Here is a 23,538-nt window from a genome sequence, read left to right on the forward strand (position 1 = left end):
ATTCTTGCGGTTCAGGTTCCCGTTTTGAACGTCACGCTGGAGTAATGCATGTCCCCATCCGAATTGCAGCAGTACCTTCACGAACACATCCCGATTTCCCAGGCCATGGATGTCTCCGTTCTTGTTGCCTCGCCCGAATCGGTTCGCGTTGAGGCACCGCTGGCGCCCAATATCAACCATCGGGCTACTGTCTTTGGAGGCAGTGCCTCGGCGGTGGCGATCCTGGCTGCGTGGTCCCTGCTGCACCTGCGTGTGCGCGATGCCGGCCTGGATGCCCAGCTGGTCATCCAGCGCAATGCCATGGACTATGAGCGGCCGATTCACGGGGCTTTTACCGCCGAGGCCAGGTTGGCGGAACCAGAGCGCTGGGAGCGCTTTCGCAAGACGCTGGCGAGGCGGGGGCGGGCCCGCATCCGTGTGGAATCGGTGCTGACGTTTGCCGACGAGCCGGCGGGCCGTCTCACGGGCGAGTTCGTGGCGCTTACTCAGGAATAGCGCCTGGCTCGAACAGGCACAGGCGCGGTTCCGGCCGTTCAGTGCTCCAGGCGGGCGATCAGGTCATTAATGGCCCGGGCGAAGGGGACGGGCGAGTCCTCCTGAAGGAAGTGGCCGCCCTTGAGCGTGACATGGGGCTGGCCCTGAGCGCCGGGAATGCGTTCCTGCATGTAGCGGTCGCCGCCGCGGGTGACGGGATCGCCGTTGCTGAAGGTGGTCAGGAAGGGTTTGTCCCATTGGGTGAGCGTCTCCCAGGCCCGCCGGTTGGCGGGGGTGGCCGGATCCTCCGGCGACGCTGGCACCAGTGCCGGGAAGGCCCGTGCGCCCGCCTTGTAATGGCGTGACGGGAAAGGCGCCTCATAGGCCCGGCGTTCGTCGCGGCTGAGGCGACGGAAACTGCCCAGGTCCACGATGCGTCCGGGTGGCAATACAGGAGAATAGAGCGCGAACGCCTTCCAGAGCTGGAAGGCTCTGGGCATGGTCTGGTCGCCGGTGGGAAGCATGCCGTTACCCACCACGATCGCGCGGAAGCGCTCGGGGTTTTCCGCTGCGTAACGCAGACCCAGCAGTGAGCCCCAATCCTGGCAGACGAGCGTGATCCCGGTAAGGTCGAGCTGTTCGATCAGCCCGCCCAGCCAGTCCATATGGGCCTGGTAGCTGTAATCCTCGATCCGGGCTGGCTTGTCGGATTTGCCGAAACCAATCAGGTCCGGGGCGATGACCCGGTGCCCGGCCGCGGCGCAGATGGGGATCATGTGGCGGTACAGGTAGGACCAGCTCGGCTCGCCATGGAGCATGAGCACGGGCGCCGCATCCGCTGGGCCTTCATCCAGAAAATGCATCCGGAGCCCGTCCACATCCCGGTAGTGGGGCTCAAAGGGGTAATCCAGCAGGCGCTCGAAGCGGGATTCCGGAGTGCGCAGTATGGCCCTGTTCATGATTCCTCTCCCGTGCGGTAATGGTTCTCGGACAGAAAATGGTCCATGGATAGACCCTCGGTCCAGCCTTCGATCTCCAGCATCGGCCGCTCATAGAATGCTTCCACATGCCCGAGGCAGAGGATGGCCATGGGGTGGCCTTCCTCGGGAATGGATAGAAGTTCGGCCAGTGCGCGTGGATCGAACAGGGATACCCACCCCATGCCCAGGCCCTCGGCACGGGCGGCCAGCCACAGGTTCTGGATGGCGCAGGAGGCGGAGGCCAGATCCATCTCAGGCAGGGTCCGGCGGCCAAAGATGTGCTTTTCGCGGCCGTCGCGCAGCGTCACGACCAGCAGCTCCCCACAATCCCGGATGCCTTCCACCTTGAGTTTCATGAACTCATTGCCCCGTTCGCCCAACGCCTCAGCGGTACGCTCACGTTCCCTGTTCACCAGCTGATGGATGCGTTCACGCAGCTGCGGGTCCGTCACGCGGATGAAGTGCCAGGGCTGCATGAGCCCGACACTGGGCGCCTGATGAGCTGCCTGAAGCAGCCGCATCAGCACTGCTTCCGGGATCGGCTCAGGGCGGAAATGGCGCATGTCGCGGCGCTCGGCAATGCATCGGTAGAGCGCATGGCGCTCCTCGTCACTGAAGGCGTGCTCCGGATCCATAGGCGTTGAACACTGTTGGCAAAAGTCGCAGGATAACCCACAAGACGCTGTCTTTCAGTGATTACCGAGGGGGTGGAATGGCGCGCTGGTTCATCATCGCCGGCATTGTGCTTGTGGTGATCGGCGTGGTGCTACAGACCATGCCGTGGCTGCTCAACTGGTTTGGCCGTCTGCCCGGCGATCTTCGTTACGAAAGCGGCCAGACGCGGGTGTTTATCCCGCTGACCTCCATGCTCCTTGTGAGCCTGATCCTGACGCTGGTGCTTAATCTCTTCTCCCGCTAGCTCCGGGCTGCCCTTTACGCGTGGGCTGGACGCTCCAATAATGAAATAACAATGGATCAGAGGAGGCAGAGTCTATGGGGTTCCAGGCCAACGGGATTGAGGTTGAGGTGGTTCAGGGCGATATCACGAACCAGCCGGATATGGATGCGATCGTGAACGCCGCCAATGCAGAGCTCAGGATGGGCGGCGGGGTTGCCGGTGCCATTCACCGCGCCGCTGGGCCTGAGCTGGAAGAGGAAACCCAGCCGCTGGCACCAATCAACCCGGGCGAGGCAGTGATGACGTCGGCGCCGAACCTGCCCAACAAGCAGATCATCCACTGTTTGGGGCCGGTTTACGGTGTGGATGAATCGGCTTCCACACTGCTTGCCAGTTGCTACCAGAGAGCGCTTGAGCTGGCCGAGGGGGCTGGCCTGGAATCCATCGCTTTCCCCGCGATTTCCACGGGCGCCTTTGGCTTTCCCATGGAACAGGCGGCGGAGGTGGCCTCGCGTACGGTCCTGGCCCGTTCAGCAAACCTGCAGTCGGTCCGGCGTATGCGCTGGGTCCTGTTCAACGAGGATGATCGCATGCGGCACGAGCAGGTGTTTGAGTCGGTGCTCAACGCGTGAGCGAATGCGCTTTCTGCGACCAGGTTTGCTCGAAATCCCGAACGATGGCCTGAACCGCCCTTGTTTTCCGAGAGAACACGAGGGTGGTGCCCCATTGGGTGAGGGGGCTCTGTGTGATCCCCGGCACCGAAACCACCTGCAGGGCCTGTGTAACCGGCGCCTCGAAATCCAGCAGGTAATCCCCCCGGCCCGCCTTCAGCATGCGCAGGCCGGCCCTGTGCGTTGAGGCGTGATCCACCTGGGTTGTTTCGGCCTGGGTGGCGGGCTCCAATCGTTCCCTGTAGGTGTATCCCCGGATCAGGATCAGGTGCTTGCCTTTCAGATCCGTGATGTCCGATACCGGTTGGGTTCCCCGCATGTGGTAGGCGTTCAGGTGGACCGGCGGTAACGAAAAAGCCGGTTCCAGGGTCCACTCGGCAAGGGTGGGCACGCCTTTCGAGCCCAGCCACAGGTTCCAGCCGCCCTTCCCGCAGGTACAGGTAGATCCGGTCAATGGGCAACCCCCGCCATTCAATCTCGTAGCCAGCTGCGCGGGCGAGACGGTTGGCCGCGTTGAGATGGCGGCCTGCCGGCGTGCCCTGGTTAGTGGTGTAGCTCAGAGGTGGAAATTCGATGTAGGCGCCCTTGAGGACAGGGCTCTCCCCTTCGCCAGCCTCGGCATGGCTGCTCAAAACCGTGTTGAAGGCAATGGCAATAAGCAGTACGTGGAGCAGGCCTCGCGCAGGCACGTCGATCCCCTTTGCGGTGGCTGTAATGACCTTGTGCTCCATGGTAGTGCGTTGCATGTTGGTATGCGACTGACTCCCGTGGTTGCGGCACAGATGGTCTTCATCCTGGCCGACATGCTCTGCGTATCGCACCAGAAGGATGGATTGCGAAGCCTGGGCCTGCAAAGGCGCCAGGACCATTCTATAGTTAGGGCACACGCGTTCGATTCAGGAAGAGCCTGTTATGCCAACACTGAACCGCATCATGTACGTGGAGGATGATGACGATATCCGTCAGGTTGCCGAAATGGCCCTTGAGGAGGTGGGTGGCTACGAGGTCAGGCTCTGTGGCTCCGGTCGTGAAGCGATCGAGGCGGTTGATGAATTCGGTCCGCAACTGATCCTTCTGGATGTCATGATGCCTGATATGGACGGGATCGAAACCTTCAATGCACTGCACCGCAAAGGGGCGCTTACAGGGGTTCCGGTTATCCTGATGACGGCCAAGGTGCATCCGGAAGAGATGGCCCGATACCGTCAGTTGGGTGTGTTTGATGTCATTCCAAAGCCTTTTGATCCCATGACGGTGTCGGAGGACATTGCCCAGATGTGGGAGCGTTTTCATGAGTGATGACGCTGACGGCCAATCGCTGGATTCAAAGCTGAACAAGCTGCGCTCAGCCTATCGCGAGCGTCTTACCCAGGAACTCGGCGCGATTCGTGCTTATGCTGAACCCCAGGAGCATGATGAGGATGTCGCCCGTACGGTGGCGTCGCTCAGACACCGGCTTCACAAGCTGGCAGGCTCTGCTGGCACATTCGGCTTCCATCAGCTGGGAAAGAGCGCGCGTACCCTGGAACAGAACCTGCAGGCCGCTCTAGCCCAGAGTGCAGATGGGCAGCGCCGGGCTCTGGAGCAAGCCCGTCGGCAGGTCGACCAGCTCGCTGAAAGCCTCAATGCGGATGAAAACCTGACGGCCAACGTGGGAGTTGAAGCCGCTGGCGCAAGATCGGGGCCAGACGTTCCCTATATCGGCCTGATCGAACGGGATCAGATCCTGGCCGACTATATCGCCCATCAGCTTGAAAGTTTCGGCTACCGGATTCAGCACTATCGTGATCCCCAAGCGTTTCTTGCCGGTGATGAACCCGCTCCCGATCTGCTCCTCGTTGATGACCGTGCCGGGGTGGCGGAACATCACCCTACGCCCACCGATTACTGGCAATCGTTGCTTGGCGATATCGAATGCCCGGTCATTTTCATGGGGGGCCATGAGGACTTCTGGGCCCGGCTTGAGGCCGTACGTGCCGGTGCGGACAGCTATTTTGTGAAACCCTTGGATATTCCGAAAATCGCCGCGAGGATATCGCGGACCATTCAGGATCGTCGCCAGGGCGAGGAGCGGGTGCTGATCGTCGATGACGATGAGGCGCTTCTGGAACACCTGGCGACAGTTCTAACCCACGCCGGTATGGTTGTCGAAACGCTCTGCCATTCTGAGGCGCTACTGGATCGCACCTCGGATTTCCGGCCCGAGCTGGTGCTCATGGACCTCCACATGCCGGAAGTTTCCGGGGATGAACTGGCTGCGATGTTGAGACAGTTCGACCAATGGAGCAACCTTGCGATTCTTTACCTGTCACAGGAACAGGAGCAGCAACAGCGTATTGACGCCCTGATCCGGGGCGGTGATGATTTCATCAATAAACCGGTTAGTGATGAATACCTCATCAAGACGTGCCGGAGCCGTGTGCGGCGCTTGCGGACCATGGAACAGGCAGTCGCGCTTGATGGGCTCACTGGCCTTCTAAGGCATGCCAACATCAAGGAGGCGCTGGAGACGGAACTTCAGGGAGCCAGGCGCAGTGGCAATCCGCTTTCTGTGGTAATGCTGGACATTGACCATTTCAAGCAGGTTAATGATACCTATGGCCATGCTTTGGGTGACGTGGTGATCAGTACCGTTGGCACCCTCATGGCCGAGCATTTCCGTCGTTCGGACCGGGTCGGGCGATACGGTGGCGAAGAGTTCGTGGCGGTATTGCCCAATTGTGATGTGGCAGAGGCTGAGCGGCTGATCAATACCCTGCGCGATGCTTTCTCAGAGATCAGCTTCTTTGATGACACCACTGGTTTTTCCTGCACGCTGTCAGCCGGTATTGCCGATACCGAGACGAGTTCGGGTCGGGACGGAGAGCAGCTGCTGAAACAAGCGGACATGGCGCTATATCGTTCGAAACAGGCTGGGCGGAATTGTGTGTCCCGCGCGTTTTCTCAAGCCAAACCGCCATGAAGCAGCCTCCCTGGCCGACGGATGAGCAACAGCGCCAGAGCGCGCTGGACCAGATCTGCCTGGCGAGCTCTGTTCCGGATGAGCGGCTGGACCGTATTACAGAGATCGCGACGTACAGTCTGGGTGTTCCCATCGCGCTCGTGACTTTGATTGACAGTGATCGGCAGCGTTTCAAGTCCAGCCAGGGACTGGATATGGCGGAAACGGGCCGGAAGGTCTCCTTCTGCGGGCATGCGGTTTATCGGGATATGCCATTGGTCGTTAATGATGTGGCCCAAGACCACCGCTTTTCCGACAACCCCCTCGTAACCGGTCCCCCGTATATCGGCTTTTACGCAGGCATCCCTATCCATGACGATCAGGGACATGCGCTGGGCACGCTCTGTGTCATGGACACTGGCCCAAGGCAACTGGATAACGGCCAGTACCGCTGTCTCAGCCACCTGGCCCAAACCGTTGAAAGCGTGATCCAGCAGGATCAGGTTCAGCGTCGTTCCGTGGCGGAAGCCCAGAAACACCGGGAAGATGAACTCCAACGTCACAATCGGGCCCTTGGCCTGCTCAATGAGATTGCGTTTGATATGCAGGGCCCTCTGGATGAGCAGGTCCAGAGGGCCCTATCACTGGGACTGGAGTTCCTGGAACTGGATATTGCGATCGTCAGTGACATTGTCGGTGAGCTGTACACGGTCAAGTGGTGTAAGGCGCCGGTTGGTGTGGAGCTGTATCCGGGCCGGGAATTCCGGCTTGGCGATACCTACTGCGATCTGGTCATGAGCCATGACAGGGAGGTGGCCATCCACCACATGGGCCAGTCCGACGAGCGGGCCCACCCCTGTTATGGCATGTTCCAACTGGAGGCTTACATCGGGGCGCGCCTGGAAGACGAACAGGGTGCGGTGGGCACCATCAACTTCAGCTCGCCGTGGCCGCGTCAGCCTTTTGGCCAGAGGTTGCATACGCCCCTGACCTCCATTCTGGGGGCACTGAAGCTGGTCAACGGCGGCGCGGTGGGCGCGATCCCCGCCAAAGCCGAAAGGTTACTGCAAAGGGCCCAGAGTAATGGCGAGCGTCTGGCGGAGCTGATCGGCGATCTTCTGGATATGGAGAAGATTGTTTCCGGAAAACTGACCGTAACCCTGGAAAGTCAGCCACTGACCCCGATTATCCAGGAGGCTGTGGAAAGCCTTTGGGAGGTCGGGGGCGAGCGGGGGGTGACGATTGATTATGTCCAGCCGGAAGACGAGGTCGTTGCCAGGGTCGACCGTCAGAGGCTCATCCAGGCCGTGACCACGTTCGGATTGACGTTGAGGACAAGGGGCCAGGTGTTTCTCCGTCCTTTGAAAGCATGCTCTTTGACCGGTTTGCCCAGGCGGATGCTTCGGATAAGAAAAAACCCGGGACCGGCCTTGGGCTGACCATCACCCGGGAGTTGATGCACCAAATGCACGGCGAGGTGACCTATCAATACAGCAGTGGCGGTGGTTCCATCTTTATGCTGACCCTTCCCCTGGCAGGAGATGATGACTGATGGCTCCCGGTGGCATGACTCTGATGAATTCGATTCGCACCCGTGTAGTGCTGGTGGTCACTTTCACAAGCCTGCTTACCGTGCTGGCCGTCATGGCGACGACCTACCAGTCGCTGTTTGATGATTTCCGGGCCATGATCGTCCAACAGGAGGTGCTTGAAACCCGGCGCCTGACCGAGAAGGTGAACCAGAATCTGCGTAAACGGGTGGTGGTCCTATCGGCGGCGCGGTCGCTGCTGATTCAGGATGGGCAACTCAGATCACCGGATGAACTGGAAGCGATCATCAAACAGCAGCCTTACCTGAACCGGTTTTTTCCAGACGGTGTCCTTGTTTTCGACGCCAACGGCACCGCCATTGCCGAGAACACCCATGTACCCGGCAGGCTGGGGACCAATTACGCGGACCGGGATCACTTCAAGCGGATCCTTGAAACCCACGAGACAGTCATCTCGGAACCCATCATGGGCCGCACTACCGGTGTGCCGCTGCTGTCTTTCCTGGTTCCCGTCAAGCAGGAGGGGGCGTTTCTGGGCATGATCGGTGGCATCATCAAGCTGGGTGAAGGTTCCATACTCCCTGCCCGGTCTGTTTCCGGGCAGAATGAACGGGTGATCACCGCCATCCTGGACACTGAGAACAGGCTTTATATCGAGTCGCCGGGTGCCAACCCCGAGGAGCGCCTTAACCCGCTGCCAGAACCCGGCGAGAACCCGCTCATTGATACGGCTTTGGGGATCTCGGACAGCGATAGCGAGACAGTGTTTAAGCATCAAAGGTATCTGGTGGCGACTGATGCCGTTGAAGAACTGAACTGGACCTTCGTGCGCGCGATTCCCTATCAACAGGCCATGACACCGCTCACATCGTCCTTCCGCCAGTTTCTTGTGATTGTCGCGGGTGTCACGGTCTTGCTGCTGGTGCTGGCGTGGCTTGTGGCCCGCTCGCTGACAAACCCCCTGACACGCGTAACGCGCCAGATCAATACCATGGCTGAAACGCCTGAGGAAGGTGCGTCGGTTTCCGAGCGTGGGCCGCGGGAAATCCGGGACCTGGCCCGGGCCTTCAATCATCTGACGGGGGAGCGTCAGCAGCTGGATGAACTGAAAAACGACTTTATCGCCAGTGTCAGCCATGAGCTGCGAACGCCACTCACGTCCATTGAGGGCGGGCTTAAAATGATGGTGGCGGGAGTGGGCGGCTCACTTCCCGTGAAGTCTCAGTCCATGGCGGAAATCGCGCTTCGTAACAGCGAACAGCTCAATGGCCTGATCCGCGACCTTCTGGATTTCAACAAACTGGCCAGCGGACAAAGGACTTTTGATTTCGAGCCCTGTAATGCGGCGCATGCCATCAATCAGGCGCTTGAGGGTAACGGGGCCATGGCGTCAATGTATCAGGTCAGCCTCCAGATGGAGGCCGCGCCAACGCTCTGGGTTGCCGCGGATGCCACGGCCCTGCGCCAGGTGCTGGATAACCTGATCAGCAATGCGATCAAGCACTCTCCTGCCATGGGAATTGTCCGTGTCGCGGCAGAGGCCGGCCGGTCGGGCATGGTGACGATCACCGTCAGTGATCAGGGTGACGGTGTTCCGGAGGCATTCACGAATCGCATCTTCCAGCGCTTTGCCCAGGCGGAGCGGGGGACGACGCGCTCGGGAACCGGGACCGGGCTTGGACTGGCCATTTCAAGGGGACTTGTCCATGAAATGAACGGTGAGATCGGTTTCTTCAATGACCACGGCGCCCACTTCTGGCTGACACTGCCCCAGGCCACGCCTGGGGGCTGACCCAGCCTTTGAGTGATCGCCCGCGGCTTGCCCCTCTATGAGGGCCCCATCCCGGCGCGGGGCAGCTTGACGGTAAAACAGCTTCCCATACCCTCCCGGGAGCTGACGTGGATCTCACCCCCCATGCGCGAAACGAGCTCCAGGGCGATGCTCAGCCCCAGCCCGGTGCCGCTCTGGTGGCGGCGTTTGTCGGTCTCATCAGCGCGGGTAAAGCGTTCAAACAGCCGGTTCTGAAAGTCATCGGGAATACCGGCGCCTTCGTCCTGAACATGAATGGCGACCTGATTCCCTTCGGAGGCTGCGGCGACCTGAACAGTCTGGCCTGGATCCGAGAACTTGATGGCGTTGGACAAAAGGTTGTCCATTACCTGCATGAAGCGCTTCTGGTCAACCCAGACCATGATCTGCTCCCCGGATTCCGGTTCTGAATACGTCAGGTTGATGTCATCCGTGGTTGCCGGGAACTGGTTGTTTTCGATCGCCTGTCGGATCAGAGGGGACAGGGCGACCTTCTCGGGATCGAAAGTCATCCGCGAGGAATCCAGTCGTGCAAGGTCCAATACGTCATCAAGCAGGTGCTGCATGCGCTTGAGGTTGCGTGCCGCCAGGTCTAGAAGGTGACTGGCCTTGGGGTCGTGTTGAGCCTGGGTGCGTTCCAGAAGTGAGACCGCGCCGGAGACAGACGTCAGGGGGGTACGCAATTCGTGGCTGACACTGTGCATGAAATCGATCTTTTCCCGCGCCTTGCGCATTTCCATATCGCGGGTGAGTCTTTGATACCGAAACCATTGCCAGATGGCAAACCAGATGACCAGCCCCAGGGTCCAGATACCGGCCCGCATCAGCCAGAAAGGCCAGGTCTCGACGGTTTGGCTCAGCGTCAGCCGCCAGCGGAAATTATCCGTGAAGCTGATCGTCTGGGACCGGCTGACCCGGGGGCCCGTGGCTAACTGGCCAGTGATGGTTTCGGGCTGTGCCGGCACTCTGTTCTCGATCAGTAGTTTGCTCTCGTGTTGCTGATCGAATTGTTCAAGGACGGCCAGTATGGAGTCGAGTTCCATGACCGTGCTGATGAGCCCCCAGTAGCTGCCATCCACTGACACCGGTCGCCGGTAGATCAGGCCGGTGCCCCCCTGAGCCAGTTCGAGCGGGCCAACGAAGGTTGCTTTGCCTTCCTTCATAATCCGTTTCACTGCCGGCCACTGTTCCGGCAGGTCGCGGTAGTGCACGCCGAGGACCGCTTCGTTCCCTTCTTTGGGGAAAACGGCCGTGATCCGGTTATCGGGTGCGATGCCGATGTTGCGCAGGTGATCGGTATGGTCAAAAAGGGCTGCCATCCAGCGCTGAAGAGCTGAAAACTCGGGGTTACCTCCGTAACCCTGGATGAAACTCTCAAGCCCGACAGTGATGTAGATGCCTTCACTGATCTCCGCCTCCAGCAAAGCCCTGGCGTCACTGCTCTGGGACACCAATGTCCTGCCCATATCGGCTCGCTGGTTTTCCCAGAACTGCCAGACGATCAGTTCAGCACTCGCGATCAGTAAGGTGAACACCAGAACCGTTGTCAGCCACTTGCGTATCACTGATCGGGGCATTGCGTGTTTTTCCAAGGTCCTGATACCCGAAAATGATGGCACCCCACCCTGAGGGTGGCACCTGCGTACGCCGGCCATGCGTTTGTCTGATGCGACGGTTCCCTAAAGTTAGGTCCTCTCCCAAACTTTTGAAAGGTTGGGACGGGGCATGGGGTGGCCGGTTACGCCGATGAATGAGGATATCCAAACCCCATCCCGGTCTGTAACGTATCCGTCCCGGTGATGTCTGAATGGCAGCACCCATTCATTACGGAGAAGGTTCAAACGAATGAGTAACGGCAAGAAAGTCGTCCTTGGCGTGATCGCACTGTTGATCACCGCCTTCTTTGTGTTCGATCTGGGACGTTTCCTGGAGCTGGCTGTGCTCAAGGAACACCAGGCCAGTCTGCAGGCGTGGATCGGGAACAATCTGCTTTTCAGCCTGGCGCTGTTCTTTGCCGTGTATGTCGTCGTTACCGCCCTGTCTCTGCCCGGCGCGGCGGTCATGACGCTTGCCGGCGGGGCGCTTCTGGGGTTTGGGTGGGGGCTGCTGGTGATCTCGTTCGCCTCCACCATTGGCGCCACACTGGCGTTTCTGGTGGCGCGCTTCCTGTTCCGGGACACCCTGAGGAAACGCTACGCGAGCTACCTGAAAAAGATCGATGATGGCATACAGCGCGATGGCGCCTTCTACCTCGCCACTCTGCGCCTGATTCCGGTATTTCCGTTCTTCGTGATCAACATTGTCCTGGGGCTGACCGGGATGCGCACCTGGACTTTCTACTGGGTGAGCCAGCTCGCCATGCTGCCGGGCACCGCCGTCTACGTGAACGCGGGCACCCAGCTGGCCCAGATTGAACGCATGGGCGACATCGTCTCGCCGGAACTGCTGCTGTCGTTCGTGTTACTGGGCGTCTTCCCGTTGATTGCCAAGTTTGTGGTGGGCCGCATCCAGAAAAAGCGGCTCTATTCCAGTTATGACAAGCCCGAGCGCTTTGACTACAACATGGTGGTGATTGGCGGGGGCAGCGCCGGACTGGTCTCCGCCTACATCGGGGCCACGGTTAATGCGAAGGTGGCGCTGGTCGAGCGTGGGAAAATGGGCGGCGACTGCCTCAATACCGGCTGCGTGCCTTCCAAGGCGCTGATCCGCTCGGGCAAGGTGGCCCAGATGATGCGCCAGGCGGACCGCTACGGACTGGAGGCGAGTGAGCCGAAGGTGCCCTTCGCCAGTGTGATGAAGCGGATCCACGGCATTATCCGGACCATTGAGCCTAATGATTCCGTGGAACGGTTCACCAGCCTGGGTGTGGACTGCGTCCAGGGCTCGGCGCGTTTCGTGACGCCCTGGGAGATTGAACTGGACGAAGAGGGCAGCAAACGTCGCATCACCACCCGGACCGTGGTCATTGCGACCGGTGGCAAGCCGTTTGTGCCGCCCATCCCCGGTGTGGAGGACGTCGCGCCGCTGACCTCGGAAAACCTCTGGGAAATCGAGGAGCAGCCGGGGCGCCTGGTGGTACTTGGCGGTGGCCCCATCGGCTCCGAGCTTAGCCAGGCGTTTGCGCGCCTGGGCACGCAGGTGACGCAGATTGAGCAAGGAGACCGGTTGCTGCCGCGCGAGGATACCGATGTTTCCGAGCTGGTTCTCAAGCGCTTCCGCGAGGAGGGCGTGGACGTGCGTCTGGGGCACAAGGCCAGCCGCTTTGCGGTCGAGGACGGCGAGCGTGTGGTCTACTGCGAGCATGCCGGGGGGACCGTACGGATTCCGTTCGACCGGGTCCTGGTGGCCGTTGGCCGCAAGGGCAATACCGATGACCTGGGGCTTGAGGCGCTGAACGTGGCGCCCGGCCCCCAGGGCACCCTCCCCACCAACGAGGACCTGAGTGTTGTCTATCCCAACATCTATGCCTGCGGTGATGTGGCTGGGCCCTACCAGTTCACCCACATGGCGGCGCACCAGGCCTGGCATGCGGCGGTGAACGCCCTATTTGGCCAGTTCAAGCGCTTCCGCGTGGATTACTCGGTCACGCCCTGGGTAACCTTCACCTCGCCGGAAGTGGGCCGTGTCGGGCTCAATGAGGCGGAAGCCCGGGAACAGGGGATCGACTACGAGGTCACCACTTACGGCCTGGACGACCTGGACCGGGCCATTGCCGAGAGCGAGGACCACGGCTTCATCAAGGTCATCACCCCCCGTGGCAAGGACCGGATCCTGGGCGCGACTGTGGCCGGGGAACACGGCGGCGAGCTGCTCACCGAGTTCATCCTGGCCATGAAACACGGGATCGGCCTGAACAAGATCCTGGGCACCATCCACCCCTACCCGACCTGGAACGAAAGCGTGAAGTTCGCGGCGGGCGAGTGGAAGAAGGCCCACGCGCCACAGAAGGTGATCCAGTGGCTGGGGCGGTATCACCGCCGGCGCCTGGGTGGGTAGGCACCTGAACCTGGAGGCCTCTGGGTGGGTAGGCACCTGAACCTGGAGGCCTCATGAGCGCCTCCGGGTCCGGCCTCCGGTGGCGTTCATGCTGGCAGGGGAAGAAGGCGCTCCGCCGCATACCGGATCAGGGCCAGCGCATCGCTCACGCCATTGCCATCGCCTTTCTCGAAATCCCCTTCCTGACCCATCTGGTTGGTCACATGCGCAAAGCACAATACGGGCCGTGCGCGTGCCTGGGCAAACGCATAGAGTGCGGCTGCTTCCATCTCCACGGTCAGCAGGCCCTGCGCCCGGTGGCGTTCAATGGCGGTCTCGGTTTCACGGAAAGGGGCATCCGTGGTCCAGCTCGCTCCGGTGACCACGGGCGCGGGAAGCGATGCCGGGTCAGCCTCAAAGGCCGCCACCAGCTCGGCGGGGGCATGGCTGTAGTCCGAGGGAGGGCAGTAGTGATAGCTGGTGCCTTCATCCCGGAGTGCTTGGTCGATGAGGACAAAATAAGGCGGTTGCTGAACGGGCGTGAGATGGCCCGCCGAGGTCAGGCTCAACAGGAGCTGGCAGCCACAGGCGAAGAGCTCCTCCGCGACCAGTACGGCGAAGGCGGACCCCACAGCACATCCGACGATGCCCAGCTCCCTGTCTCCCAGCGATATAACGTCGAGCTCGGTGTGGTAGCAGACCCAGTCGGTGTGGGGCCGGGCCAGCCCTTCGGCCCGCTTGCTGCGCACGATGTCCCCGTCCGGATCCAGCAGGCACACTTCCGGCACCGGGGAGGTTGATGCCTGCTTCTGGCGTCGCGCTTCGCGCAGCAGGCTTTCAGGGGTAAAGGCGGAGGGTTCATGCCAATCCTTGTCACGAAGAATCGGGGGGATTCCGCTGGCGTCTGTCATCATCAACCTCTGTTCTGGCCTGGTCTTCAGTAACGGCGTTGCGTTAAAGAATAGTGGCTTAATGCTGCAAGTGCGACTGGAGAGGCGTCGTCCGGCATCCGTTTTCTTCGGTCACTGTTGCTTGGAGGAATCGCGCTCGATTGTTTCGTCGATGGCATGTTCGAACCGGTTGAGCGCTTCGGTATCCGGTGGCATCGGTTCGAACCCGCGGATCACCCGGATTACGGCCCGGAACTGGCTGATGAAGCGGCGGCAGTGCGGGCACATGAGCAGGTGCACAACCAGCGAGACACGTTTGCGCCAGCGCAGGCGGCCATCGACGTAATCGCTGGCCATGAGGGTGATATCACGGCATCTGAGCATGGGCGCCCCGGTTACTTCCCAAAATGAGCATTGCTCAGGGTGGGACACGTCAGGCGTCAGGGCGTTACAGCCGGATCAGGATTCGGCGGTGATCCCGGGTTCCAGGGGAACATGGAGTGTATCGAGCATGCGGTTGATGCCGGAATAGAGCTCCATGGTGCTCATGGCCTCAATAATATCGCTGTCACTCGCGCCGGCCTGGTGTACCGCTTCCAAAAGCTCCGGAGGTACATGGTGGGGGTTGCGGTTGGCCTCCCGGACCAGTTTCAGAAGAGCCTTTTCACTGGAGGTCAGGAAGTTTGCCTCTGCGGTTGTGAGCAGCTGTTTCAGTTGATGTGAGCTTACGCCCAGCTGGCGCAGGAAGCGACGATGGTGGACGACGCAGTAATGACACTCGTTGTCATGGGACACCAACACAGCGATGGTGTGCTTGAGCCGGGATGAGAGCTGGCCTCCGAACATCAGGCTGCGCACACGACCCCAGACCTGTTCCAGCTGTTCCGGGTGGTGGGCATAGCTCCGGAACAGGTTGGGAACATAGCCCTCGCGCTCACGGATTTCCGCGAAGACTGCCTGGACCCGTGCGTCACCCTCATCCTCGACGGGTAGGAAAACCGCGTCATTACAGGCATGGGGGTGCGCCTGTGCCGGTGAATCCGTGGCGCCAGGCTCTGCCGGTGCTGCCGAAAGGCGCTCAGCGAGCTGTTTCTGGAGCCGTTGTTCAAAGTCCGGCGTGACTCCGGCCTCAGCCGGGACATGGTGGCGCAGGGCTCTCTGGGTGGCCGCCAGGCCGTCTACGAAATTCCGGCAGTGCTGGCACATCCATAGATGGGTCCGCAGGCGTAAACGCTCTCCGACGGTCAGCTGGCCATCCAGCCAGTCACTGGCCATGGCGGTGACGTCATGACATTTCAGCATTCGCCTGTCTCCCGGAAGCCCTCAATCATGGTGAACAGTTTCTGGCGCGCGCGATGCAGCGTGACCCTCAGATTGGATCCGGATAACCCCAGTATGCGACAGACCTCTTCGGCTTCCATCTGCTGGATATCGCGCATCATCAGTACGGCGCGCTGGGTTTCAGGCAGGGCGTCATAGTGTTTCTCCAGGCAGTCCTGCAGTGCCTCGTTGGACAGCAGCTCTTCCGCGGACTCCGAGCCCCAGGGCCGTGTTGGCTGGGCCCAGCTCCCGCCCTCGTTGAATCGGGCCTCGAGTGCCGGATCCAGAGGGGCCTGGAAATCCGTCAGTGTTTCGCGTTTGCTTCGGCGAAGCCGGTTACGGGCACGGTTGGCGGTAATGGTGCAGAGCCAGGTCTTGAGGGCGGATCGGCCTTCGAAGCCATCGATGGCATCCACGACCGTAACCCACGTCTCCTGCACCACATCCTCGGCCGTGGCCGGGTCGAGCATGCTCCGTGCAGTTGCCAGCATCGCCCCTGAGAACCGCTGGACGGCCTCGTGGTAGGCCTGGGTGTCCCGCTGGCGGAGGCGCTCCACCAACTGTTGCTCGTCCGTCACTGCCCCGTCCATGCCCGCATCCATCAGGGTTTTCTATGGCTTGTAATCATAACGGCCTATTACTGTCTGGGTAAAAATCCGATTCTTTATATTTGGACTTTTGCGTGTTCGAATCGTTACCACCCGCTGTTGGTGCCGCACGATCTGGAGGCGTCTCCGTATTGATTGGTGGCCTTTAAGCTGGAAGCCGGTCAGCCAGTTCCTCCAGGTTCTGGGTCACGAGACTGGGCTCAATTCCCCAGGGATCGAAGGTGGTTTCCGAATCGCGTTGCACCCAGGCTGCCTCCAGGCCGGACGATATGATCGGCGCTCATGCAGCCGGCTGATCTGCAAAAGCTTCTGTAACGGATCATCTTTGAGCGTGTCTTTACGGCAATGAGCCAGCGATGACCCGGAAGTGGTTACCTATGAGCAACAGCAACAAGACAGTACCTGGCGAAAGCGGCCAACCCAGGGGTGAAGAGGTGGTGTTTGAGCACTTGGTTCCCTTTTCACCAGCCACCCTTTATAATGGCGTAAGTATTACCCCATACAGGGCTGGGGAAAGGCCCTCAAAATCAACGGCAAAGGCACTCAGTCAGAACAGCGGGCACAGCTCCGATGGCTGGGTGAACTCGAGACCGAATGACCAGCGAGACCTCCAGGGCGGAGGCAATCGAGCTCAGGCAGCCGAAGGACACCGATGGCTACCGGCTGCACCGGCTGATTGCTGAATGCCCCCCCCTCGATCCCAATTCCATCTATTGCAACCTGCTCCAGTGCACCCATTTTGCGCCCACCGGCGTGGCGGCTGAGCTTGACGGTGAACTGGTGGGTTTCATTTCCGCCTATATTCCGCCCGACAAGCCGGAAACGGTTTTTGTGTGGCAGGTGGCGGTGCATGAAAAAGCCCGAGGCACGGGCCTGGGCAAACGCATGCTGCGGTTCGTCACCCAGCGCCCGGCCTGCGGCAACGTGCGTTTCATGGACACCACCATCACCGAGGACAACGAGGCGTCCTGGGGGCTGTTCCTGTCCTTCGCGCGGGAGGTGGGGGCGGAGACACAGCGGGCAACCTTCTTCGACAGTGACATTCACTTCGGCGGCCACCATGATTCCGAGATCCTGCTGCGGATTGGCCCCTTCAACGTGAACGGTCACTGAAACAGCATACGGTTATCGTCCCGGCTATACTGGTCGGCAGAAAGACCGGTCGGTACCGGGCGCAAAGTCAGAATCAAGGCAAGAACGGTACTATGGCAGATCATACGGTAGAGAAAATCGGTGGTACGTCCATGTCGGATTATGCCGCCGTTCGCGACAACATCATTCTTGCGAACCGCGAGGAAGGGGACGTCTACAACCGCATCTTTGTGGTCTCCGCCTACGGCGGCGTCACGGACCGGCTTCTGGAACACAAGAAAACCGGCGATGCTGGGGTCTATGCGCTGTTCTCCCAGTCGGACTCCGACTGGGCCTGGGGGGATGAGCTGACCAAGCTTTCAAAGTATCTGTGCGAGATCAACGAGGAGCTGTTTGGCGACGAGCTGCTGAGCCAGCAGGCCGACCAGTTCATTGCCGAACGCATCGAGGGTGTCCGCAACTGCCTCCTGGATCTCCAGCGCCTGTGCTCCTACGGGCATTTCCAGCTGGAGGACCACCTGTTGACGGTGCGTGAGATGCTCGCCGGCATCGGCGAGGCCCACAGTGCGTTCAATACCACCCTGTTGCTGCAGAACGAGGGCTACAACGCCCGGCTGGTGGATCTCACCGGCTGGCGCGATACCGAGACACTTCCCCTGGACGAAAAGCTTGCCCAGGCGTTCGACAAGATTGATCTCAGTCGTGAACTGGCCATCGTGACCGGCTACGCCCAGTGCCAGGAAGGGCTGATGCGCACCTTTGACCGGGGCTACAGTGAGATGACGTTCTCCCGCATTGCCTGTATGACCGAGGCCAAGGAAGCGGTGATCCACAAGGAATACCACCTGAGTTCCGCCGATCCGAAGATTGTGGATGCGGAGAAGGTGGTGCCGCTGGGCCGCACCAACTACGACGTGGGTGACCAGCTGGCCAACCTGGGCATGGAGGCGATCCACCCGCGCGCGGCCAAGGGCATGCGCCAGGCGGATATCCCACTGCGGCTGAAGAATACCTTTGAGCCTGAGCATACAGGTACTCTGATCACCCGCGATTATGTCAGCGAGAAGCCACAGGTGGAGATCGTGGCTGGCATGAAGCATGTCTTCGGCATTGAGGTGTTCGACCAGGACATGCTGGGGGAGCCCGGAGCGGACCGTAAGTTCCTGGAGATCCTGTCCCGCTTCAAGGTGCACTTCCTCAGCAAGGACACCAACGCCAACACCATCACGCACTATGTGGATACGTCGCTGCGCAACGTCAAACGGCTGGTGAAAGCGCTGGAAGAGGTCTTTCCGTCCGCGGAGATTTCCACCCGCAAGGTGGCCATCGTATCGGCGATTGGCAGCGACATGCAGGTGCCGGGCCTTCTGGCGACCGCCGTCAACGCCCTTCAGGAGGCTGAAATCCCGGTCCTGGCCATGCACCAGTGCATGCGGCAGGTGGATATGCAGTTCGTGGTGGAAGAGAGTGACTACGAGCGTGCCATCGCCACCCTGCACGGCAAGCTGATTGAGCCACACAAGCACGAGTACGCCATCGTGGCGGCCTGATTGGCTGGCTCAATGCCATTGATGAAACCGCACTATTGGCGCTGAGCCCCTGTGCGCCAGGGGCTTTCGTTCCCTTTCCCTGTAACACTCGCCAGTGCATTGAGTCATCCACATACAACCGCATAAAGTATATATCAATACAACCATCAACCAGGGGAATACTATGGATACGCTGTTGGACCCAATGGAACAGCGTGACCGTGAGCTGGTTGACGACGTCAGGGCCGAAACGACGGAGAACTGGAAGGAACCGGCGTCAGCCGAGCCGGAAGCGCTGGACGATCAGGAGCCTGCCTCCGTCGTTGGTCATTACTTTCGTGATGCGCATCGATTCTCGCTCCTTGGCAAAGAGGAGGAGCGTGACCTCGGTGCGTCGCTGGAAACGACGTTGCGCGGGCTGCTCTGTGAAGTGGCCGAACCAGAGCCCGAGGCACTGACCATCCGGGAAGTGCTCGCGCGGGTCGAGGCCCACACGGGTACCCTGAGCGACCATGCACGCCAGCACCTGGCTGATCTCCGGCGTTGGCGACGCAAGCTCATCCAGAGCAACCTGCGGCTGGCGGTGTACATTGCCCGTGGTCAGCAGAACCGCGGTCTGCCGCTGCCGGATCTGATCCAGGAAGCCAACCTTGGCTTGATCAAGGCGGTGGAGCGGTTTGACCCGACCCGTGGGTTCAAGTTTTCCACCTACGCCTACTGGTGGATTTCGGAAGAGGTCAAAAGGGCCATTAAGCGGGGCCGGCGGGTGGTACGCACGCCTGACCATGTCGTGGATGAGATTCGTCGTCTTCAGGCCGTGGAAGGTCGGCTGCAGCGCGAGTCCGGGGAACAGCCGGACCGCTACCAACTGGCCAGGGCAGCCGAGACAACGCCGGATCGGGTTGATGAGCTGCTTGGGTTTGCCCGCCCCGAGGTTTCAACCGCCACGCCCATCTCCAGTGAAGGCGATCTGGAACTCGGGGATACGCTTGCTGACGACAGTGGCGATCTCGGGGAGTCTCCCCTTATGGAACGGGATCAGGCGCGCCTTCTGAAGGACCTGTTCCATCTGCTGCGGGAGCGCGAGGCCGACATCCTTGGCCGGCGTTTTGGCATTAACCGGGACGAGCCCGAAACCCTGCAGCTCATCTCGGAAGAGCTGGGCATCAGTCGGGAACGTGTGCGCCAGATTGAAAAGGGCGCACTGCGCAAGTTGCGTGAACATGCCACCCACTTCGCGGATGTGGCCGGGAACTGAACCGCGCAGCTAGTGCGTGAGGTAGAGCCAGGCGGCGGCCGCCGCCTGGCAAGCGACGACGCTGGCCGTAAGGAAGAGGCGGAGACGGAGATACCAGCTGGGCCAGAAGCCTGGCATGGCAAAACAATCCGTCAGGCACAGCAGAAGGTAGAGGACAGGGAAGATGAGCGCCTGGAGGTGCCAGTCCAACAGAAGGGTGAGACCCGCCGAAATAAAGAAGAACTGGCTCAGAAACATGGCATGAATGGGAGACAGCGGATAGCTGTGCTCGCCGATCTGCATGCTGATGGGCCAATAGACACCACTGAGAAACGCCAGTATGCCCGCGCTGTAAAGGTAGAACAGCTGCGTGGCGAGCAGGTCATGGTGAGCGCCCAATACCATGACGCTCAGGGTGGCCAGGAAGGGAATCAACCCCGCGAGCCCGAAAGTGACGGCAAGTGGACGGATCGCGAGCATCAGCGGTCTCTCCCGGTGGGGATGCGCAGGGAGTGGGTACCGCTGTTCTCCAGACCCACCATCTCATCGTAGGCGGAGTCGTGAACCAGCTCACGGGTGAGGACTCCGACCTCATCCAGCAGCTCATTGGCGCTGGGAAGGCTTGGAAAACGGATTGTTTCGTTATTGTCGTCCGACAGGAGCCAGTGTTGCCCGTCCAGAAGTACCCTGACGATATAGGTCTGTCCTTCGAGCGAACGGATCTCCGTATGCTCGATGCGCCTGGCGGCGTTCCGGAGTGCGGAAAAGGCAATACGCATGATGGGCTCCCACCCTGCCCTTGGATGTTGTTAAAGATACGATGGGTGGGCGGGATCTGGTTTGCTGCTGCGTTCAGTCTCTGTGCCCGGACCACTTCGGCGCCATTGCCAATCCAAGGGCAGTGGCTGCCAGCATGAGCAGCAGGGTGGTGGTGATATTGGCAATGCCGGCACCTGTGGCGCCTGATTGTAATAGCCTCATTGTGTCCTGGCTGAACACCGAAAAGGTGGTAAGCCCGGCGCAGAATCCCGGCACCCAGAAAGCATGGATGTGGGCGTGGGCCAGCCTGGACCCGGGATCGGTGGCGCGTCCGGCAATCCAACCGATCAACAGCGAGCCCAGCGCGTTCACGATCAGTGTGCTCCAGGGGAAAGCGTCACCGGTGGCGATGGATTGAGCCACCCCGTACCGCAGCATCCCCCCTGTCGCTGTGCCCAGGGCCATCCAGAGGCTGACGGTGGCGTGGTTCATGGCGTTGCTCCCGTCATCGTCATGCCCAGCATCAGCGCGCCCAGGCCGGCCGCCACCGTAATGGCCAGGTTGAGCAGGGCCGCGACCAATCGGCCTGAACGGGCCAGGGTCAGGGTCTGGAGCGACCAGGACGAAACGGTCGTCACGCTGCCGCAGAAACCGGTCATCGCCAGGGAGGCAATGACCGGTTGATCAACGGCGCTGCCCACTACCCCGGCCAGAAGCCCAAGAAGGAAGGTGCCCAGGATGTTCACGGCCAGGGTGGCGAGAGGGAACGGCGTTGGGGCCTGACGGTCGATCCAGGCTGTCAGGTGGAACCGGCAGAGGCCGCCCAGTGCGCTGCCGGTTGCCACTGCGGCCAGCTCGCCAATCACTGTACCGCCTCCCGGCTCAGTGCCAGGGTCTCCTCCCGTACAGGGCAGCCCAGCAGATGGTCGTTCACCATACCCACCGCCTGCATGAAGGCGTAGCAGATGGTGGGGCCCACGAAGCGGAAGCCCCGTTTCTTGAGCGCCCGCGACATGGCGCGGGATTCGGCGGTCTCGTCCGGGATGTCGCGCACGTCCTGGAACTCGTTGATGATCGTTTGGTGGTTCACGAACGACCACAGGAAGTCACTGAAGTCCTCGCCGGCCTCCTCCATTGCCAGAAGCGCCCGGGCGTTGCCGACAATGGCTTCCACCTTGCGACGGTTGCGCACAATCCCCGGGTCCCGCAGGGCGGCTTCAATCGCCTCCTCGTCCCAGGCACTCAGCCGTTCCGGGCTGAATCCCTCGAACCGCTGCCGGTAGCCCGACTGCTTGCGCAGGATGGTCAACCAGCTCAGCCCGGCCTGCTGACCGTCCAGGCAGAGTTTTTCAAACAGCTCGTCGCGTGCCGTTACGGGCCGTCCCCAGACCCGGTCGTGGTACTCAATGTAATCCGGGGCATCGCCGCACCAGGGGCAGCGCCCGTCACTGCGTTGCGTCACGTTCTTCATGGTTCATCAGCCTCGTGGCGGTGCCAGTGGACGTTACAAGCGTTCCCGTCATGCCACCATTCAGGGGAGGCCCCGCCCTGCCAGATCACGCCGATCCGGTGGCCCTGGCTCGTGGTGGTGGCCACACACCAGGACGGATCCGGTTGGTCCAGGACCAGCCGGTTGCGTTCGGGGCTGAAAAACAGGGCCTGAAGGTTGCCGGCAATGCCCCGCCCTGTCGCCTTGATCCAGGCTTCCTTCAGCGTCCAGAGCGTCAGGAAGGTGTCTCGCGGCTGGTTCTGATGACGCAGCCAGTCGGTTTCGCTGGGGGTGAACCAGCGCCGGGCCAGTGCTTCCCAGGGGGGAGTGCGGGTGACCGGTTCCGCGTCCACACCGATGGCGCCCTTGCTGAAGGCGACCAGAACAAGGCTGTCTGTGTGGCAGAGGCTGCTGCAGAAAGCGCCATCGTGCGGCGTAATGGCGCCATGGGCAGGAAGCTGGCTGAAATCAGGGCACTCCATCCCCTGGGCCTGGGTAAAGGCCCGGGCTCCCTGGCGCCACAGCATGCGCGCGGACTCATAGGTGGCCCGGCGCTGGTCGTCCGCCATGGCGGCAGCCCGGGCCTGCTCGGCCTTGTTGAGAGACAATGCCGACTCGCCGGCTGGGCCCGGGGCGGTGCTGAACAAGTGCGGCGGCGTTACGGCTGCAGGCGCTGGATCCGCCATCCCTCACCTTCCCGGCGGTATTCAAAGCGGTCATGCAGGCGGCTGGGCCGGCCCTGCCAGAACTCGATGCGCTCGGGGATTACCCGGTAGCCGCCCCAGAAATCCGGAAGCGGAATCCGCCCCTGGCGAAAGCGTTCCTTCATGCTCTGGAGCTTGGCTTCCAGCGCCTGGCGGGACTCAATCGCCGCGCTCTGCTGTGAGACCCAGGCTCCCAGCTGGCTGCCCTCGGGGCGGGAGGTGAAATACGTCAGTGATTCCTGGCGGCTGACCCTGGTGACATGGCCCTCGATCGTGACCTGCCGGTTGAGCGCCACCCACGGGAACAGCATGGCCGCCCGGGGATTGGCCGCCAGGGCCTTGGCCTTGCGGCTGCCATAGTTGGTGTAGAACACGAAGCCCTGGGTATCGAAGTACTTGAGCAACACAGTGCGGGCGGTGGGCCAGCCTTCGGCATCCGCCGTTGCCAGTGTCAGGGCATTGGGATCCTCGATCCCCGCTTCCTGGGCCTGGGCAAACCAGTGCTCGAATTGCCGGAACGGGCATTCATCCAGCTGGTCCCGTTCCAGTCCCTCGCTTTCGAATTCCCGGCGCATGTCGCCAATGTCCATGCTTCATCTCCTCTTCCCGAG

The 23,538-nt window shown here is 61.0% G+C and carries 26 protein-coding genes and 1 pseudogene; 12 read left to right on the top strand and 15 right to left on the bottom strand.

Going from position 1 to position 23,538, the window contains the following annotated elements; genetic code table 11:
- The first annotated feature begins 48 nt into the window (after window positions 1-48).
- Window positions 49-495, top strand: a complete 447-nt coding sequence (locus AC1RQI_RS03185) for a thioesterase domain-containing protein (protein WP_481903616.1) — start codon at window positions 49-51, stop codon at window positions 493-495.
- 38 nt (window positions 496-533) lie between these two features.
- Here AC1RQI_RS03185 and AC1RQI_RS03190 read toward each other — a convergent pair whose 3' ends face one another.
- The gene (locus AC1RQI_RS03190; RefSeq protein ID WP_481903617.1) at window positions 534-1,433 is read right to left on the bottom strand and encodes a haloalkane dehalogenase; all 900 of its coding nucleotides are present in this window, start codon (window positions 1,431-1,433) and stop codon (window positions 534-536) included.
- Window positions 1,430-2,089: a 5,6-dimethylbenzimidazole synthase gene (bluB, locus tag AC1RQI_RS03195; RefSeq protein WP_481903618.1), complete on the bottom strand. Its 660-nt coding sequence runs from the start codon at window positions 2,087-2,089 to the stop codon at window positions 1,430-1,432. The genes AC1RQI_RS03190 and bluB overlap by 4 nt, the downstream gene beginning before the upstream one ends.
- Window positions 2,090-2,166: 77 nt before the next feature.
- Here bluB and AC1RQI_RS03200 point away from each other — a divergent pair, with 77 nt between their 5' ends.
- Window positions 2,167-2,373 carry a DUF2905 domain-containing protein gene (locus tag AC1RQI_RS03200; RefSeq protein WP_416632901.1) on the top strand — a complete coding sequence of 69 codons (207 nt, stop codon included), beginning with the start codon at window positions 2,167-2,169 and terminating at the stop codon, window positions 2,371-2,373.
- A 74-nt stretch (window positions 2,374-2,447) separates the two neighbouring features.
- Window positions 2,448-2,984, top strand: a complete 537-nt coding sequence (locus AC1RQI_RS03205; protein ID WP_416632900.1) for a macro domain-containing protein — start codon at window positions 2,448-2,450, stop codon at window positions 2,982-2,984.
- Here AC1RQI_RS03205 and AC1RQI_RS03210 read toward each other — a convergent pair.
- A complete protein-coding gene (locus AC1RQI_RS03210) occupies window positions 2,974-3,477 on the bottom strand; it encodes a hypothetical protein (RefSeq protein ID WP_481903619.1) in 504 nt (167 codons plus the stop codon). The genes AC1RQI_RS03205 and AC1RQI_RS03210 overlap by 11 nt on opposite strands.
- Before the next feature lie 458 nt (window positions 3,478-3,935).
- On the opposite strand from AC1RQI_RS03210, the gene AC1RQI_RS03215 reads away from it, so the two are divergent.
- The 5 genes and pseudogenes from AC1RQI_RS03215 to AC1RQI_RS03235 all read left to right on the top strand — a co-directional run bounded on the left by AC1RQI_RS03215 (window position 3,936) and on the right by AC1RQI_RS03235 (window position 9,306).
- A complete protein-coding gene (locus AC1RQI_RS03215) occupies window positions 3,936-4,322 on the top strand; it encodes a response regulator (protein WP_481903620.1) in 387 nt (128 codons plus the stop codon).
- Entirely contained in the window at window positions 4,315-5,985 is a 1,671-nt protein-coding gene (locus AC1RQI_RS03220) for a diguanylate cyclase domain-containing protein (protein WP_481903621.1), read from the top strand. Before AC1RQI_RS03215 ends, AC1RQI_RS03220 begins: the two co-directional genes overlap by 8 nt.
- Window positions 5,982-7,094, top strand: a pseudogene (locus AC1RQI_RS03225) (GAF domain-containing protein); the annotation flags it as partial. The gene AC1RQI_RS03220 and the pseudogene AC1RQI_RS03225, both read left to right, overlap by 4 nt.
- Window positions 7,095-7,285: 191 nt before the next feature.
- Complete coding sequence (locus AC1RQI_RS03230) at window positions 7,286-7,516, top strand: sensor histidine kinase (protein WP_481903679.1); 231 nt, start codon at window positions 7,286-7,288, stop codon at window positions 7,514-7,516.
- A 23-nt stretch (window positions 7,517-7,539) separates the two neighbouring features.
- Window positions 7,540-9,306: a sensor histidine kinase gene (locus tag AC1RQI_RS03235; protein WP_481903622.1), complete on the top strand. Its 1,767-nt coding sequence runs from the start codon at window positions 7,540-7,542 to the stop codon at window positions 9,304-9,306.
- Between the two features lie 35 nt (window positions 9,307-9,341).
- On the opposite strand, the gene AC1RQI_RS03240 is transcribed toward AC1RQI_RS03235, so the two are convergent.
- The gene (locus AC1RQI_RS03240; RefSeq protein ID WP_481903623.1) at window positions 9,342-10,901 is read right to left on the bottom strand and encodes an ATP-binding protein; all 1,560 of its coding nucleotides are present in this window, start codon (window positions 10,899-10,901) and stop codon (window positions 9,342-9,344) included.
- Between the two features lie 268 nt (window positions 10,902-11,169).
- Here AC1RQI_RS03240 and AC1RQI_RS03245 point away from each other — a divergent pair, with 268 nt between their 5' ends.
- Window positions 11,170-13,320, top strand: a complete 2,151-nt coding sequence (locus AC1RQI_RS03245) for an FAD-dependent oxidoreductase (RefSeq protein ID WP_481903624.1) — start codon at window positions 11,170-11,172, stop codon at window positions 13,318-13,320.
- An 86-nt stretch (window positions 13,321-13,406) separates the two neighbouring features.
- On the opposite strand, the gene AC1RQI_RS03250 is transcribed toward AC1RQI_RS03245, so the two are convergent.
- The 4 genes from AC1RQI_RS03250 to AC1RQI_RS03265 form a co-directional block, all read right to left on the bottom strand.
- Window positions 13,407-14,213 carry a nucleoside phosphorylase gene (locus tag AC1RQI_RS03250; RefSeq protein ID WP_481903625.1) on the bottom strand — a complete coding sequence of 269 codons (807 nt, stop codon included), beginning with the start codon at window positions 14,211-14,213 and terminating at the stop codon, window positions 13,407-13,409.
- A gap of 108 nt (window positions 14,214-14,321) precedes the next feature.
- Window positions 14,322-14,573: an anti-sigma factor family protein gene (locus AC1RQI_RS03255; protein ID WP_481903626.1), complete on the bottom strand. Its 252-nt coding sequence runs from the start codon at window positions 14,571-14,573 to the stop codon at window positions 14,322-14,324.
- A gap of 75 nt (window positions 14,574-14,648) precedes the next feature.
- Window positions 14,649-15,491 carry a peroxidase-related enzyme gene (locus AC1RQI_RS03260; RefSeq protein ID WP_481903627.1) on the bottom strand — a complete coding sequence of 281 codons (843 nt, stop codon included), beginning with the start codon at window positions 15,489-15,491 and terminating at the stop codon, window positions 14,649-14,651.
- On the bottom strand, window positions 15,485-16,099 hold the full coding sequence (locus AC1RQI_RS03265) for an RNA polymerase sigma factor (RefSeq protein WP_481903628.1): 615 nt from the start codon (window positions 16,097-16,099) through the stop codon (window positions 15,485-15,487). Before AC1RQI_RS03265 ends, AC1RQI_RS03260 begins: the two co-directional genes overlap by 7 nt.
- Before the next feature lie 612 nt (window positions 16,100-16,711).
- On the opposite strand from AC1RQI_RS03265, the gene ectA reads away from it, so the two are divergent.
- The 3 genes from ectA to AC1RQI_RS03280 all read left to right on the top strand — a co-directional run bounded on the left by ectA (window position 16,712) and on the right by AC1RQI_RS03280 (window position 19,996).
- Window positions 16,712-17,230 carry a diaminobutyrate acetyltransferase gene (gene ectA, locus AC1RQI_RS03270; protein ID WP_481903629.1) on the top strand — a complete coding sequence of 173 codons (519 nt, stop codon included), beginning with the start codon at window positions 16,712-16,714 and terminating at the stop codon, window positions 17,228-17,230.
- Window positions 17,231-17,322: 92 nt separating this feature from the next.
- Complete coding sequence (locus AC1RQI_RS03275) at window positions 17,323-18,759, top strand: aspartate kinase (RefSeq protein WP_416632882.1); 1,437 nt, start codon at window positions 17,323-17,325, stop codon at window positions 18,757-18,759.
- Between the two features lie 163 nt (window positions 18,760-18,922).
- On the top strand, window positions 18,923-19,996 hold the full coding sequence (locus tag AC1RQI_RS03280) for a sigma-70 family RNA polymerase sigma factor (protein WP_481903630.1): 1,074 nt from the start codon (window positions 18,923-18,925) through the stop codon (window positions 19,994-19,996).
- A 9-nt stretch (window positions 19,997-20,005) separates the two neighbouring features.
- On the opposite strand, the gene AC1RQI_RS03285 is transcribed toward AC1RQI_RS03280, so the two are convergent.
- The 7 genes from AC1RQI_RS03285 to pdxH all read right to left on the bottom strand — a co-directional run bounded on the left by AC1RQI_RS03285 (window position 20,006) and on the right by pdxH (window position 23,517).
- Window positions 20,006-20,455 carry a DUF3429 domain-containing protein gene (locus tag AC1RQI_RS03285; protein ID WP_481903631.1) on the bottom strand — a complete coding sequence of 150 codons (450 nt, stop codon included), beginning with the start codon at window positions 20,453-20,455 and terminating at the stop codon, window positions 20,006-20,008.
- On the bottom strand, window positions 20,455-20,754 hold the full coding sequence (locus AC1RQI_RS03290) for a DUF6482 family protein (RefSeq protein WP_481903632.1): 300 nt from the start codon (window positions 20,752-20,754) through the stop codon (window positions 20,455-20,457). Before AC1RQI_RS03290 ends, AC1RQI_RS03285 begins: the two co-directional genes overlap by 1 nt.
- Window positions 20,755-20,827: 73 nt before the next feature.
- Entirely contained in the window at window positions 20,828-21,226 is a 399-nt protein-coding gene (locus tag AC1RQI_RS03295; RefSeq protein ID WP_481903633.1) for a fluoride efflux transporter FluC, read from the bottom strand.
- Window positions 21,223-21,600, bottom strand: coding sequence for a fluoride efflux transporter FluC (locus AC1RQI_RS03300; RefSeq protein WP_481903634.1), 378 nt, complete (start codon window positions 21,598-21,600; stop codon window positions 21,223-21,225). Before AC1RQI_RS03300 ends, AC1RQI_RS03295 begins: the two co-directional genes overlap by 4 nt.
- Window positions 21,597-22,205, bottom strand: a complete 609-nt coding sequence (locus AC1RQI_RS03305) for a DNA-3-methyladenine glycosylase I (RefSeq protein ID WP_481903635.1) — start codon at window positions 22,203-22,205, stop codon at window positions 21,597-21,599. Before AC1RQI_RS03305 ends, AC1RQI_RS03300 begins: the two co-directional genes overlap by 4 nt.
- Window positions 22,202-22,909 (bottom strand): 4'-phosphopantetheinyl transferase family protein, encoded by a 708-nt coding sequence (locus tag AC1RQI_RS03310; RefSeq protein ID WP_481903636.1) that lies wholly within the window; start codon window positions 22,907-22,909, stop codon window positions 22,202-22,204. The genes AC1RQI_RS03305 and AC1RQI_RS03310 overlap by 4 nt, the downstream gene beginning before the upstream one ends.
- Complete coding sequence (gene pdxH / locus AC1RQI_RS03315; protein WP_481903637.1) at window positions 22,882-23,517, bottom strand: pyridoxamine 5'-phosphate oxidase; 636 nt, start codon at window positions 23,515-23,517, stop codon at window positions 22,882-22,884. Before pdxH ends, AC1RQI_RS03310 begins: the two co-directional genes overlap by 28 nt.
- Window positions 23,518-23,538 lie beyond the last annotated feature (21 nt).

It is taken from the genome of Salicola sp. AFF1, assembly GCF_056783195.1.